Below are 14,693 nucleotides of genomic sequence, written 5' to 3'. Positions count from 1 at the left end.
ACAAGCTCGTGTAATGTACAGAAAGCCTAGCGGCAATCCCGCTAGGCTTTCTTCATAAAAGCATACACTTGTTCGCCCAGCTTCTTAGCCGCACGCTTCTCATTCATATTCGCCACAAATCGAGATCGACCAGGAAACGCCACTCGAACTGTATTTGGTCCCTTTTTGTATACACCTGAATATACGTTGGTTATAGGTCTAACCGAGTCGATACTAGTCATATGCAACACAAACATGTCCCGCTGTAATTGTGCGTACATAGCCTCTTGCAGAGCAGCATCATTATCGGACATCTTCAGACCTCCCATATCGCTTCACGGCTTATACATATTGTATTATAACATAAGGAAAAACTTGCATCCACTTTTGCAACTTGGCTCAAAAACGGGTGAATGTCCAAACGGCACACTACTTATTGCCCTTTCAGTTATCTCCCTTAGCTCCTGTTGAACCGTCTAAAGATGTTCCATTGGAGTTTCCACTTGTGGAGCTTCCAGCCGACGTCGTCAAAGATTTGCCTGCAAGCACATCATTAAGCGCCTGCTTTGCTTCTTGCAGCTTCGTATCATTAATATATATATAAGGACTCTTCCATTCACCATCTACCGAAATATAATGAATATTTTTGCGATTAATATCAAGATAAGTCATAATAGAGCTTCGCATCTGATCAGGTGTCATATCCATTTTAAAGTTGTCAGCTAATGCATCAATAATGGATGTTACTTTCGTAATCCCCCCAAGAGATTGCATCTTGCCAACCAATTCCTGAAGCACTGCGTTCTGACGCATGTTGCGGTCGAAGTCAGTCGTTCCTTTGGTCATAGGTCTGCAATTTGACTTTCTATAGCGTACAAAGTCAAGCGCCTGTTGTCCATCTATTTCCTGGAATCCTGCTTTCAGATTAATATTAGTCCCATCGGCACGGTCGCGATAACACATGTTCTGGTCTACATTTACTTCAATGCCGCCCAGTGCATTTACAACATCTACGAACCCTTGGAAATTGATTACAGCTGCATGATCCAGTTTCATCCCTAAATACTGGCCAAGCATAATTTTCATCTCGTCCTCCGGAGAGGCGCTTTCTAATGTATTATGCTTTTTCATCTCATGGAACTTAGGATAGAAATGATTTAATTTATCTGCACGATATTCCCCTACTTGAAAATACGTATCACGCGGCAAAGATACAAGCACCGCTTCCTTTGTTTTGGGATGCAATGCACCGACCATCACAACGTCCGTACGTAGCCCTGGAAGCTCTTTACGGTAATCAATACCCATCAAAATAAATGAAAACGGTTCCGTTTGTGGGGACAATGTTTCCGTTACAGTGGAACTCCCTCCGCCCTTATTGGTTACCGTCGAGATCGTATCAAGCTTGCTGTTGCCGTATAACAATATGTACGTCGCATAACCAATAATAACGATCAGAACAATCATAATTATCGTCAATAACCACTTCAACCATGTCGGCATGCCTTTTCTTTTCTTAACTGCCGGTTTAGTTTGCTTGCGCGCTATTTGTCGAGGTGGCAATGGTGTTTTTGAACTCATACTGTACCTCACTTACTCGTTGTATTTCGGATTCGATTCTATATCATGCCATAACTGCTCTGCATGCTGCCGATCAAAGCTAGCTTGAGCTTGCTGTCCATCTAGCTCATACGTAATCACATATGATTCTTCGTTTGACAACAATGCTTTGACTTCCCGAAGCTGATGGTCTTCATACAGAATAACCGCAAAGAAATCAAGCGTTTCTTTTGCGGCTACATCATAGGGTCGCATACGGGATACAATTTCCATTTGCAGCCAATTAAATAGTGCATCGCTAAGCTTCATACAACGCCCTCCCCCAAATACTGCACGTTCTTACCCCTGCTTCTGTTCCTGCTTCTTGCGGCGTTCCTCCACAAAATAACGAATCCGGACCATAAACATAAGCACAACCGCTACAAACAAGCACTGTATAATAGGCAGCTTGTCAATCTGGAAGATAAGCAGCATAAAGCAGCCGATCGCCATCAATATATAGATGGCGATTTCCTTTAGGATCGGCAGCTTCTTTACGCGAAACACTCTATTAAATACATACGCTACAAATGCAAAGATAAGCAAATAACTGACTATCGGATGAGTCGCTAACCAGTGCTGCATGAACAGACACTCCTTTTGTGGAAGATATGTCCAATCCTAAACATCTGTCTTGCCTGCATGTAAATGTACGTTGGCATAAACTTGTGCAAACATCAAACATTAGCAACTTGCACCATATCGATGTAATCCTATACACCGGTGCAGCTATTCGAAGACGAAGGTCGAAGCTAAAGTAAATTATACTTCAGACGACTTGCGCTGCTTCTCTGCACGTTCACGCTCACTTTTATTTAATATTTTTTTGCGCAAACGAATCGAAGTTGGTGTAATTTCACAATACTCGTCATCATTTAGGTATTCAAGCGCACCTTCCAACGAGTAGATACGCGGAGTCTTCATCCGTACTGTATCTTCCTTCGTCGCTGAACGTACGTTCGTCAAAGCTTTCTCCTTACAGATGTTAACGACGATATCATTGTCGCGAGTATGCTCGCCTACAATCATACCTTCGTATACTTCTGTGCTCGGATGAACAAACAAAATACCGCGATCTTCAACGGACATAATGCCGTACAAAGTAGAAGTACCTGTCTCAGTAGATACCAGCACGCCTTGGTGACGTCCGCCAACTTGGCTGCCCGCATAAGGACCGTAATGGTCAAAGGCATGGTTCATAATGCCGTAGCCGCGTGTTAGCGTAAGGAAATGTGTACGATAGCCGATCAAACCACGTGCTGGAATAATAAACTCCAAGCGCACTTGGCCATTGCCGTGGTTAATCATGTTCACCATTTCCGCTTTGCGTGTGCCCAAGCTTTCCATAACTGCACCCATAGATTCCTCTGGAACATCAATCATCAAACGCTCCATTGGTTCCATTCGCTTACCTTCAATATGTCGAATAATAACTTCCGGCTTCGACACTTGCATCTCGAATCCTTCACGACGCATGTTCTCGATCAGAATACCAAGATGAAGCTCTCCGCGGCCAGCCACAACAAAAGCATCTGGACTATCCGTCTCTTCTACTCGCAATGAAACGTCCGTCTCCAATTCCTTGAACAGACGCTCACGGATTTTACGGGACGTTACCCATTTGCCTTCACGTCCTGCGAATGGACTGTTGTTCACGAGGAACGTCATTTGCAGTGTAGGCTCATCAATATGAAGAACTGGCAACGGTTCAGGTGTAGCAGGATCTGTCATCGTTTCTCCGATGTTGATTTCCTTAATACCCGCGATCGCTACAATATCACCCGCACCCGCAATCTCACGTTCCACACGCTTCAAGCCTTGGAAGCCAAACAACTTCTCAATACGAGCTTGCTTCACTTTACCTTCACGGTCGATAACAGCAATAGATTGCCCTTGACGAACAGTACCACGGTTAATGCGTCCGATCGCTATTCGACCAAGATACTCGTTATAATCAAGTAATGTAACGAGGAACTGGAATGGCTCTTCCGGATTCTCTTGCGGCGCAGGGATGTGCTCCACAATGGTGTTGTACAACGCCTGCATGTTATCATCCTGCTGCTCCGGGTCCAAGCTAGATGTGCCGTTTAATGCGGAAGCGTAAACGACAGGGAACTCAAGCTGATCATCATTCGCTTCTAGCTCGATGAACAGGTCCAACACTTCGTCAATTACTTCACTTGGACGCGCGTTAGGACGGTCAATCTTGTTCACGACAACGATTGGTGTCAAGTTATGAGCCAATGCTTTACGAAGTACGAATTTGGTTTGTGGCATACAGCCTTCAAACGCGTCCACCACTAGCAACACGCCGTCAACCATTTTCATAATACGTTCTACTTCGCCGCCAAAGTCAGCATGTCCTGGGGTATCGACAATATTAATAAGATTGTCTTTATACGTAATTGCTGTATTTTTAGCCAAAATGGTGATACCGCGTTCACGTTCCAAATCGTTGGAATCCATCGCACGCTCTTGAACCGCCTCGTTGTCACGGTATGTTCCTGACTGTTGAAGCAACTTATCTACTAGGGTTGTCTTGCCGTGGTCAACGTGCGCAATAATAGCGATGTTACGAATATGTTCTCTTTGATGCATACAATCGATCTTTCCCTTCTCTTATACCAAAAATGAATGGGGCTTCCAACTACTAACTAGGACCGTTATCGGCGCCGCCAAAGGCCTGTCCGGCTTCCAAAAACCAGTGCTGCTCCAACAACAATCAAGGCTGCCGCAATCAAATAAATGCCGATGCTTACGAAAACTGTAAACAGCAGCATAATGATGCCGATCGCACCTAATCCCATTGCACCGACCCATGCGCTGCGAGACGCATATGGATCAAGCTGGCAGTACCCGAATAAGCCGAATGACAAACCAAGAAGCAAGAACGGCCATAAATAACCGAACAGCCCCCAGCTGATCCAATGGCTTAACATAAATAACAATCCATACACCAATAACGCGCCGGCAGGAACAAAAGCAATCGGAGGCAGCATACGCGCCCGAATGAGGCCAAACAGGACTACGCCTGCTAAAAAAATAAACAACGGCCACATTGTTCCTCCCAGGAAGGAGAAGAACCCCCATTTTCCTAACAAAATAAACAATCCTGCTGCCAAAATAACTATACCGATAATCGGCTCTTTTTTGGACATGACACTCTCACCTCTTGCATCCATTATACATTGGACAGGGATGAAGGACACGGAACGACGTTTTTCGCGCCCATTTTACTTTTTCTAGTTTACTTGATACGTGGTAAAAATACTACCTTCCACGCAAAAAACTTCCTGCATACATCGCTGCCGCGACTTTTTGCAAGAAGTTAAGCACTAGACAAGTGCAGTGCCCCGCACTACACACCCTATTCATTCGGCTTAATCTGAAACGGTGGTGCGCGTCTGACGTTTAATCCAATAACCTGCAAGTAATACCATCACAGTGAGCACCCACGGCAACAGCACATGCAAGTTGAGCCACAATTCTGGCATCCATAACCTTAGCCTCATGTCACTTGCAATCATTTCACCGGACGTATAACCAAGTATTCCTGCTCCAGCATAAATTAATATCGGAAAGCGTGTCAGCCAGTGGCTAATTAATGTACTGCCCCATACGACGATTGGAATGCTGATCGCGATCCCTGCGATCAAATAAGGCAAATGTCCTTTGGACACGGCTGCTATTGCCAGTACATTGTCCAAGCTCATTACGACATCAGCAACCAATATCGTACGGATTGCGCTCGCAAGTGATACGATACCCTCCTTGCGGCCCAAGTGGGAGCCGCTGTCTGCGAGCAGTTGAATCGCGATGGCAAACAGCATCACACCTCCGGCAGCCTGCAGCAAAGGGATGCCCATAAGCCACATCGCCGCAATAGTAAGCAGGAGGCGAAGAATGACGGCGCCTGCTGCCCCCCACCAGACGGCAAGTTTACGTTCCCTTTCCGGCAAATGCTGCGTCGACATTGCAATAACAACTGCGTTATCTCCACTAAGCACGAGATTAATCACTAATATTTCCAACAGCAACCAAATCGAATCCACGGCTAGTCCCTCCCTTGTACAGTTTTATGTTGTACAAGCGGGAGGTATGCCCGTTAATTAGAATGGAATATATATTTAGAACCAGTCGCCGTGATCAGGCTTGCTTGGCGATTGCACCGAAGCGGTGGCTGCTGGCGCTGCTATTGGAGCACCATCTGGACGTGGTACGGTTATGTCACTAGAACTTGACGGATACCCTAATAGATGTCCATCTTCATCAGCAGACACTTGCTGAGTTGTTAAATGTATCGCACCACCCGCACGGAGCGTTACAACCTCCGTACCTTCAATCGCAGCTTGTATCATTTCATCCAGCTCTGGAATTGATCTTTCTGTACGTTCAAGAATATTAATATTCGGGTTTGTTGCCGGAGATTTCGGTACAAACAAGGTGCAGCAGTCCTCATACGGCAAAATGGATAACTCAAACGTACCGATATGCTGAGCAATCCGGATAATTTCTTCCTTATCCATCATAACAAGCGGACGCAGTAACGGAATGTTGGTCACACGTCCAATTGCATTCATGCTGCCCAGCGTCTGGCTCGCAACTTGCCCCAGGCTGTCACCTGTTACTAGTGCATGTGCCTTCTGCTTATCTGCAAGGCCAGTAGCAATACGCAGCATCGCTCTTCTCATCATCGTTATAAGCAAATGCTCTTGCCCTGCTTGGTGCAGTCTTGTCTGAATATCCGTAAATGGCACCATATGGACCCGAATTTTTCCAGCATAATTTGCCAACACTTGTGCGAGATCAACGACCTTTTGCTTGGCGCGCTCACTTGTGAAGGGCATACTGTGAAAATGGATAGCCTCAATATCAAGCCCTTTGCGTAAGGCCTGATATCCCGCTACCGGACTGTCAATACCACCGGACAGCAGCAGCATTGCTTTACCATTGGAAGCAAGCGGGAAACCACCAGTTGCCGGTACGACTTTGTGGAAAATATAGGTTCCTTCCTCCCGAACCTCAACTCGCAAATTTACTTGCGGATTGCGAACGTCAACTGATAGCTGCGGGAATTGTCGCAAAATAGGTGAACCTACCAGATGATTCATTTCCTGTGAGGTATGAGGGAATTTCTTCCACGCCCTGCGAGCGCTAACTTTAAATGTTGTTCCTTGCTCAGGGGCATATTCTTTCATCATCTCAATAGCTGTCTTAACGATAGCTTCAAATTCAGATGGAGCCTTCTTGACGGGACTGACAGATACAATGCCGAAAACATGACGAAGCACTCCAATTACTTGTTCAAACGGTTCTCCATTCAGTTCAACATACAGCCTGCCGAATTCTTTAATAATTCGTGTATTCGGGAAAGGTGCTAATACTGCCTTTACATGACGGTACGCTGCTTTTTCAAATCTGCCGCGGTTGCGCCCTTTAATTGCAATTTCACCAAAGCGAAGTAATATCATATCATAATCCATTCCGTTAACTACCTACCTTTCAAGTTGTACAAGCGGCCGAAGCTGGTTAACCGCACCGTGTAAAGCTTGGCCGATCCGATCGATGTCATCCATCGACATTTCAGCATCCAGACTGATACGAATTCCGCTGGAGGCCACCCGATCATTGTTTGTCATGGCAAGCAGCACGCGACTAGGCTTGTGCAGCTTCGACGAGCAAGCCGACTGGGTAGATGCGATCACACCTCTTTCCTCAAGCGCATGGACAACAACCTCAGACTTCATACCTGGAAACGACATGTTTACGATATGCGGCGCCCCCTGCGCATTGGTTGGGCTATTCAGCACCAGTTCGGGAATATCGCTTACATATCGAATTAATTGCCGCTGCAACTGTTCAAGCTTAACCTTGTTGTCTGCTTGGCCCTCTACAGCCATTCGCACGGCTTTAGCAAGTGCAACAATACCTGGGACGTTTAACGTGCCTGCTCGCAAGCCCTGCTCTTGACTGCCACCATGAAGCAAGGGCTCTAATGGAACGCGTCCCCGTCGAATCAGGACACCGACACCTTTTGGTCCTCTAATCTTATGACCAGACAAGCTGAATAATCTTGTATTCCAGCGATCAAGGTCAACTTCCAGTTTGCCTAAACCTTGAACTCCATCGACGTGAAGCACAGCTTTGGGATGCTGCTTCATTAAAGTGCCAATCTGCTCCAACGGCTGAATAGCTCCCATCTCATTATTAACATGCATTACGCTAACGATAATCGTCTCTGGAAGAAGAGCCTGCGCTACATCCTCTGGACGTACACACCCATTAGAATCAACGGGTAATATCGTGACTTCCACACCTTCTCGCTTTAACTGCTCATAGCATGCATATACCGAAGCATGTTCGATGGCGGATACGATCGCATGAGCAGGCTTTTTAGAATATCGTGAAGCCCGTACCGCCCCAAGCACAGCCATATTGTTGCTTTCTGTAGCACCTGATGTAAAAAGTACCTCCGTAGGATTCACCTTTAACGCGTCAGCAATGACGCCTCGTGCTCGTGTAACCAGCTGTTCTGCTTGACCTCCAAATTGATGTATGGACGATGGGTTAGCATAAATCTGTTCCATCACTTCCGACATGGTTCGGATAACTTCTGGATGTGGCGGGGTTGAGGCGCTATAGTCCGCATATATAACTTTGTCTTGTACCATGCATGGTGTGCCTCCTTGTCAATTCGTCTTATACTGGCATCACATCTATAGTAAAGCACTATGACAACAAAAAAGATCAAAATAGCGTTGATCGATCTACTACGCCATTGTTGATCCTGCAGATCCTAATTAGTTCTACTCCAAAAAAGAAACAGCCATTATGCTTTCAGCCCCGCGTGATCTGATCCATATCGACAGCCAAGCATGACAATCGGCTGAAAATGACCCTCAGACCTTGTATTATTGTACACGCTTTTATGTAAAATCTCCATCTTTTTTCAACCTTGGGATGGGCCCAATAAGATGCCAGCTTGTTCCGTTCACGCCCTCGGCTCATATACCAATGTAAATAAAAAAACCTTCATACCACTTAATAAGCAGTCATGAAGGTCACTTTTGCTTGTTTCAAGTATTCCTTTTGGAAGCAAATCTGCGAATACACTACAGGAGCTTCGTGTTTTTCCCGTTCGTCGTTTGTTGTTTCTTATGCGACCATAAGCAGCCTGAACGTAAAGGCAGTCAAGCCGATAACTGCCGCTGTTATGCCAGCCGTACGACTACCTTGCATATAGGCGATAAGCCCTAATACAAAGCTGGTTATGCCCATAATAACAGGGAAAATAAACAACGATACGAGGGCAAACACGATAGCTGCATAACCCAATCCAGAATTACGATCAACCTTCGTAACATCTCCGAATCTGGATACATCTCTTGTAATGGAAGGAGCAGTTAGCTCCTGCGCTGCCTCGGCATCATACGTGTGATCCCATGATGTACGAACTCGGTGGCGTTTAATACGACGGTGCGGATGTTGTTCCTTGTTCATTTAGCTCACTCCTTACACCTCAGAGGTGAGAAGCAAATGTTAGTTACGCTTCGGTTTAAATGTGTGACAACAAGTGACTGAGGAAGTCGCAGCCTGATCTTGGTGAAGCTCTCCTAAATCGGCCGCATACTCTTCGCTGATACGTTTCGTTGCATGTGCATCAATGTCAATTTGAATGGATTCAGCTTGGCACAGGTTGCCCTGACCCCAGAAATGACAATTGGCTACACTGCATCGTACTAATGGTTTATCGCTCGACATTCGATCACCTCCAGTAACAGGTTGTCCTCAGGCATAACAACATACTCGAACCAAGAGGTGCCAAAGCTACCAGTAGCATGAGGAAAATAAATCATTTCAGCGTAAAAAAACGTCCCGCCATTAAGCGGAACGTTTCGTCTATTGAATCGTTTATTTTTGACTTTGCATCTTACGCTGGGTTAAATAGTCGCTCTCGTAGTAACCTAGCTCATCACGGAGCTCTTCAAATGCTTTCGTGATGTCTAATATAATATCCCGTGCTGCCCGAACAGGCTTCTTGCGGAAGCGAATGGCATCTTGGCCTGTATAAGCATAACGGCCATCTTCAGAATAACATTCATTTTTCGGATAAAAGAAAGCATTCACACTGTTATGATACACTTCATACAAAGCACGTTCAGCAAAGTCCGCATCAAAATGGGCACGACGCAACGTAACCCCAAGCTTCTCATAGGCTACTTCTGAGAAAACAAGCAAGTGGCGCAAATCTGCCAAGTATCCTTTATAGAAGCTAACCGTCTCTTCATCCTGTTGGTCGGCAACAAGCTGCGGCAGCGTGTATTCATTCAAAAAAGACTCCAATTTCTCAATTGTAAACTTTAACTTCTCTCTTGACACTTCGCAAAGCTGCTTCACATTGGATGCTGGCATTTCTGCTCCCCCTTAACAAGATCCTGTTCGATTATTCACTCATGAAGACTGTTCATTTGGTAGTCAACAACATCCTATCACAAATTGTATGGAAAAGGTATCCCTTTCCACCCATAGTTTGTCTCACCTCTTTCTTCGAATAAAATTTCCCTGTTCACCTCACCCTATGGGTAAGCATAAAAGGCTTCATTAAGCTTATCGAATTGAGTGGAGGGATAAAAGATGCGGCGTGGAACCGTAGTTGGAATAACCGCATTAGGTGTCGCTGTACTTGCTGTGCCGCTGTTATGGGGCAACAATCACCAGCATGAGCAGCAGCGTCAAATCAAAACGGCATCGGAAGAGAAATATGCCAAGCAGCACATTTTAAATGCAGACGTACAGAGCACTGTAAATATGTCCTTACTGGATATAAAACAAGATATGGAAGCTGCAATCACCAAATACAACCAGCTTACACCTGAACAAATTAAGGCTAAACTTCAGGAGTTCGTGCGGGAGCATCCCCATTATGAATACGTATGCTGGACCAACGCAGCAAAGAAGCAAACGATTGCGAATGGCACTGTTCCTCATCCCGACGATGCTGCGCAATATAAACAGCTGAAAAGCTTGGTCCGCAGCGGCGAAATTCATGTAGGACGTCATGATGATTATCGTTCGGATACGATTCTCATTAACGGCAAACCACACGTTGTCATAGGCTTGGCAAGCAAACAGCTAAATGGGGGCATTGTGGCGATCGTCAATCAACATATCGTAAACAACGTGCGCAGCCACCAGCAGCGCAATTTACGGCTTATTCCATATCCGCGGGAAAGCAAATATCAAGTCAAATCTGTAGATACGAATACAATGGAAGATATACCAGTTAATGATGGTGAGGACAACCAAGGAACAAGTCATTATTACAAAGACGAGATCGTTGTCCGTTTCCGCAAACCCCCATCAGACGCACAGCTTGCTCAAATCCGCAATGATATTAACTGTCGCTCTGTTCGCAAAACAGGCTACACACATATTTTTAAATCCAAATCGATGAGTGCTGTGCAGTTAAAGCAATATTTTGCACAATACAACCCGATCTATATCGAACCACATTATTTATATATGACAAATGACTTGAAGCGAGCAGATGGAACGCCTACAAGCCTGAGAGCACCTGTCTTCCAGCCATCCAGCTTAAGCAGCAACGATAATTCTAAATCAAGCGCAGTTGAACCTAATGATGCGCTTTACAAGCCCTATCAATGGAACCTTCCACTGATTCATGCGAATCAGGGCTGGAACTTAAGCAAAGGGAAAAAAAGTGTTATTATTGCGGTGGTCGATACAGGTGTAGATATGAACCATCGGGATTTAAAGGATAAGCTGTTAAAAGGGTATAACGTGTTTGCCCCTGACAAACCTCCACAAGACGATGTTGGCCACGGCACACATGTGGCTGGTATTATTGGAGCACAGGTAAACAATCAGGAGGGCATTGCAGGTATGACCTGGCACAATCCAATTATGCCGATCAAAGTATTGGACGGCTCTGGATCAGGCACTTCCTACTCTGTAGCGGAAGGTATCATTTGGGCAGCCGATCATGGAGCTAAGGTGATTAATCTAAGCCTGGGTAATTATGCACAGGGAGCCTTTCTCCACGATGCCATTAAATACGCCTATAACAAGGATGTCGTATTAATCGCTGCGACTGGAAATGACAACACAGGACAGCCTGGCTATCCAGCCGCATATTCAGAGGTGTTCGCGGTCTCGGCGACAAATCAGGACAAAACTAAAGCGGAGTACTCCAACTATGGAGATTACGTTGACGTCGTTGCGCCTGGAACAACGATCGCCAGCACCTATCCTCAAAATCAGTACGCCGCCTTGTCCGGAACGTCTATGGCTAGCCCGCACGTCACAGCGCTTGCCGGGCTGATCCGTTCGATTAATCCGTCCCTAAAAAATACGGAAGTGTATGATATTATGCGTAAAAGTGTGGCGGATATAGGTTCTTCGGGCAAAGATATTTACTTTGGATACGGGCTGATTGACGTGGAGCGTTCGTTAAGTCTTGCCTCGCAAAGCAATCAATCGTTATCGCTGTATCCGCAAAATGTCGATCGGATGTTAAATCGTATCGTTGCTTCATTTCTTGCAAAGTAATTCGTTTAAAAACCGTGTAACGGCATATGGACAACGCCAGCTCCCGCAAGAGCGGTAACCAAAGATAACCGCCATAACGGCGCAAAAAGACCCGCATAGCTGAATCCATCAGCCGTGCGGGTCTATCTATGCTATATAGAGCCTATCTACGCCATATAAAGTGTTGTGCGATGGAAAGCTTGCCATAAGCCGGGTTCTGTACTGATCGTGGTATTACGGGAGCAACCCTTCCACTACAAAGTGACAATCATCTATCTAGGCTGTACATTGCTGCACAGCTCCAGCGACCAACCCAGACGCACCTCGGGTAAGGCTGCCCACAAGGGGCATGCGTCTCATTAGGTCTTGCTCCAGATGGGGTTTACCAGGAACGAAGTCACCAGCGTTCCTCGTGGTCTCTTACACCACGGTTCCACCCTTGCCTGTGCTGCTGATACCAACAGCCATCGGCGGTCCATTTCTGTGGCACTATCCTTCAACTTGCGCTGACTGGACGTTATCCAGCATCCTACCCTGTGGAGCCCGGACTTTCCTCTCGTGGCCAAGGCCACCAGCGATTGTCTGTCAAACTTTCCGACAACATTCGTTAGTATACTAGGTTCTGCCGATAAACTCAACACACAACTTTTACAACATTTGAAATACTTCGGTAGCAATGCCGGAACTATGGAATTTGGTGCCGCTTCTTTGCTCGTCTGCAATAGCCTGTAGCCGCGCTGCCACACTGTCCTTCATCATCTTCTCAGCGTTGTGACCAGGATCTATAATGCAAAGCCCAGCGGCAAGTGCATCATGTGCCGTATGATAATCGATATCTCCCGTAACGAGCACATCTGCGCCATGAAATAGCGCATGTTTGACGTAACGTGCGCCTGAACCGCCAAGCACAGCTACTTTACTTACTATCCGATCTAAAGGACCTACAACACGTACAAACGGAACGTTAAACTGCGTTTTGACCTGTTCCGCCAGTTGTGATAACGTAACGGTCTCAGACAGTTTGCCTACACGACCAAGTCCATAAGCTTTTCCTTCCAGGTCTACCGGATAAAGATCATATGCGACTTCTTCATAAGGGTGAGCCTTAAGCATCGCTCGAAGCACTCTGCTCTTGACCGAACTTGGAATAATCGTCTCCAAGCGAACTTCTTCTACTTCCTCCACTTTACCAGTAGTACCGATAAATGGGCTAGTTCCCTCCAACGGCTTAAAAGTTCCGACGCCTTCAACATTAAAGCTGCAATGGCTGTAATCCCCGATCCAGCCTGCACCCGTGTCCAGAATTGCTGTTCTAACTTGCTCCACATGGGATTTAGGCACAAATACGACGAGTTTTTGCAATTTCTCTTGCTGAAGTTTCTCCAGAACTTTTACCTGATGTAGCTGAAGTGCATCCGCCATCAGGTCGTTCATGCCGCCCTCTGCAATATCATAATTTGTATGACTGATATACACTGCAATATCATGTTTTATCAGCTTTTCGTATAAGCGTCCAGCAGGCGTATCCGTTTGCAAATCTTTAAGGGGTCGGAAAATGATGGCATGGTGTGCTATAATAAGCTTGGCTCCGATTTGAATCGCTTCCTCCACGACAGCTTCCGTGACATCAAGGGTAACGAGTACATCACTAATTTCACGCTGTAATGAACCCAATTGAAGGCCAATACGATCATCTGGCACAGCTAGTGATTTGGGTGCCAACTGTTCCATCCATTGAATTATTGTTTGTCCTTTTGCCAACATGCCAGCATCGCCTCCAACTGCGCTTTATGTGTAACGAATTTCCGTCGACGCTCCACCGCATCTTCTGTCTCGGCATTCGCCATCGTTTGAATAATACGCTCTTGTTTTTTTAATTCCAACTGCCACTTCTTAATATACACCGCACTAGGACTCTTTACGAGATGTGGGCCCATCAGCTTCAGCCAGGCCTCATCAAGCATAATGCCACAAGAAAGCGTATAAGGAGCGTACAACTGTTGTTCATGTGCAGCAAACTGCTCTTGAGAAAGACGTTCTGCGTACATGATCTCATATATTTTACCGTCTTCCTCTATAATCTGTTCTTTTATGAGCGACCAGCCGTTGTTGGTGAGCCAGCCACGAACAAATTCCTCACCCACGTTAGGCTGAAGTATCAGATAGCGGACACCCTCCAGTTTTAAGGGCTCTGCACTGAGAATGCTGACGATGAGGCTGCCGCCCATCCCTGCGATCGTGATGCAATCCACTTCCCCCGGCTTCAGCACCGCAAGCCCGTCTCCTCGCCGAACTTGAACGATATGTTCGAGTCGCGAAGAAGCTACTTGCTTAGTTGCCGCATCAAATGGACCGGGATTTACTTCCCCCGCGATCGCATGTACAATACGACCTGACTTCGCTAAATAGGTTGGAAGCAGCGCATGGTCTGAACCGATGTCGGCCAGTCGACTGCCTACGGGTACCCAATCGGCAATATGCTGTAGTCGTTTAGATAACTTGATTGTCATGTATGGATTCCACCTACTGTTTACAATAATATGTACTTGCTATACTTTATACCATTG

The 14,693-nt window shown here is 46.0% G+C and carries 15 protein-coding genes and 1 other RNA gene; 1 reads left to right on the top strand and 15 read right to left on the bottom strand.

The annotated features are described in order from the left end of the window. Positions 1 to 41: 41 nt before the first annotated feature. The 12 genes from H509_RS24875 to H509_RS0109915 all read right to left on the bottom strand — a co-directional run bounded on the left by H509_RS24875 (position 42) and on the right by H509_RS0109915 (position 9,990). On the bottom strand, positions 42 to 293 hold the full coding sequence (locus tag H509_RS24875; protein WP_051286935.1) for a PNPOx family protein: 252 nt from the start codon (positions 291 to 293) through the stop codon (positions 42 to 44). A 130-nt stretch (positions 294 to 423) separates the two neighbouring features. Continuing rightward, positions 424 to 1,560, bottom strand: a complete 1,137-nt coding sequence (locus H509_RS24870) for an LCP family protein (protein WP_084159148.1) — start codon at positions 1,558 to 1,560, stop codon at positions 424 to 426. A 12-nt stretch (positions 1,561 to 1,572) separates the two neighbouring features. Beyond that, entirely contained in the window at positions 1,573 to 1,848 is a 276-nt protein-coding gene (locus tag H509_RS0109960; protein WP_028544954.1) for a hypothetical protein, read from the bottom strand. 30 nt (positions 1,849 to 1,878) lie between these two features. Beyond that, positions 1,879 to 2,163 carry a YlaH-like family protein gene (locus H509_RS0109955; protein WP_028544953.1) on the bottom strand — a complete coding sequence of 95 codons (285 nt, stop codon included), beginning with the start codon at positions 2,161 to 2,163 and terminating at the stop codon, positions 1,879 to 1,881. A gap of 177 nt (positions 2,164 to 2,340) precedes the next feature. Beyond that, positions 2,341 to 4,176 (bottom strand): translational GTPase TypA, encoded by a 1,836-nt coding sequence (gene typA / locus H509_RS0109950; protein WP_028544952.1) that lies wholly within the window; start codon positions 4,174 to 4,176, stop codon positions 2,341 to 2,343. 65 nt (positions 4,177 to 4,241) lie between these two features. Further along, positions 4,242 to 4,736, bottom strand: coding sequence for a hypothetical protein (locus H509_RS0109945; RefSeq protein WP_028544951.1), 495 nt, complete (start codon positions 4,734 to 4,736; stop codon positions 4,242 to 4,244). Between the two features lie 222 nt (positions 4,737 to 4,958). Continuing rightward, entirely contained in the window at positions 4,959 to 5,630 is a 672-nt protein-coding gene (locus H509_RS0109940; RefSeq protein ID WP_028544950.1) for a TerC family protein, read from the bottom strand. A 75-nt stretch (positions 5,631 to 5,705) separates the two neighbouring features. Next, on the bottom strand, positions 5,706 to 7,061 hold the full coding sequence (gene thiI, locus H509_RS24865; RefSeq protein WP_084159147.1) for a tRNA uracil 4-sulfurtransferase ThiI: 1,356 nt from the start codon (positions 7,059 to 7,061) through the stop codon (positions 5,706 to 5,708). Between the two features lie 12 nt (positions 7,062 to 7,073). Continuing rightward, positions 7,074 to 8,249, bottom strand: coding sequence for a cysteine desulfurase family protein (locus H509_RS0109930; protein ID WP_028544949.1), 1,176 nt, complete (start codon positions 8,247 to 8,249; stop codon positions 7,074 to 7,076). 484 nt (positions 8,250 to 8,733) lie between these two features. After that, positions 8,734 to 9,078 (bottom strand): hypothetical protein, encoded by a 345-nt coding sequence (locus H509_RS26745; RefSeq protein ID WP_051286933.1) that lies wholly within the window; start codon positions 9,076 to 9,078, stop codon positions 8,734 to 8,736. A gap of 39 nt (positions 9,079 to 9,117) precedes the next feature. Continuing rightward, positions 9,118 to 9,339: a DUF1540 domain-containing protein gene (locus H509_RS0109920; protein ID WP_028544948.1), complete on the bottom strand. Its 222-nt coding sequence runs from the start codon at positions 9,337 to 9,339 to the stop codon at positions 9,118 to 9,120. A 150-nt stretch (positions 9,340 to 9,489) separates the two neighbouring features. After that, on the bottom strand, positions 9,490 to 9,990 hold the full coding sequence (locus H509_RS0109915) for a YpuI family protein (protein ID WP_028544947.1): 501 nt from the start codon (positions 9,988 to 9,990) through the stop codon (positions 9,490 to 9,492). Positions 9,991 to 10,212: 222 nt separating this feature from the next. On the opposite strand from H509_RS0109915, the gene H509_RS0109910 reads away from it, so the two are divergent. After that, a complete protein-coding gene (locus H509_RS0109910) occupies positions 10,213 to 12,147 on the top strand; it encodes a S8 family peptidase (RefSeq protein ID WP_028544946.1) in 1,935 nt (644 codons plus the stop codon). A 170-nt stretch (positions 12,148 to 12,317) separates the two neighbouring features. Here H509_RS0109910 and rnpB read toward each other — a convergent pair. The 3 genes from rnpB to H509_RS0109900 form a co-directional block, all read right to left on the bottom strand. After that, an RNA gene (rnpB, locus tag H509_RS26815) (RNase P RNA component class A) lies at positions 12,318 to 12,720 on the bottom strand. Between the two features lie 54 nt (positions 12,721 to 12,774). After that, positions 12,775 to 13,890, bottom strand: coding sequence for a Nif3-like dinuclear metal center hexameric protein (locus H509_RS0109905; RefSeq protein WP_028544945.1), 1,116 nt, complete (start codon positions 13,888 to 13,890; stop codon positions 12,775 to 12,777). Continuing rightward, positions 13,866 to 14,636 (bottom strand): tRNA (adenine(22)-N(1))-methyltransferase, encoded by a 771-nt coding sequence (locus tag H509_RS0109900; protein ID WP_028544944.1) that lies wholly within the window; start codon positions 14,634 to 14,636, stop codon positions 13,866 to 13,868. Before H509_RS0109900 ends, H509_RS0109905 begins: the two co-directional genes overlap by 25 nt. Between the last annotated feature and the right edge of the window lie 57 nt (positions 14,637 to 14,693).

Origin of the sequence: Paenibacillus taiwanensis DSM 18679 (genome assembly GCF_000425125.1) — a bacterium.
Classification (GTDB): domain Bacteria; phylum Bacillota; class Bacilli; order Paenibacillales; family Paenibacillaceae; genus Paenibacillus_B; species Paenibacillus_B taiwanensis.
Note: the sequence above shows the minus strand (reverse complement) of the source record. Positions and strands in the feature narration are given on the sequence as shown.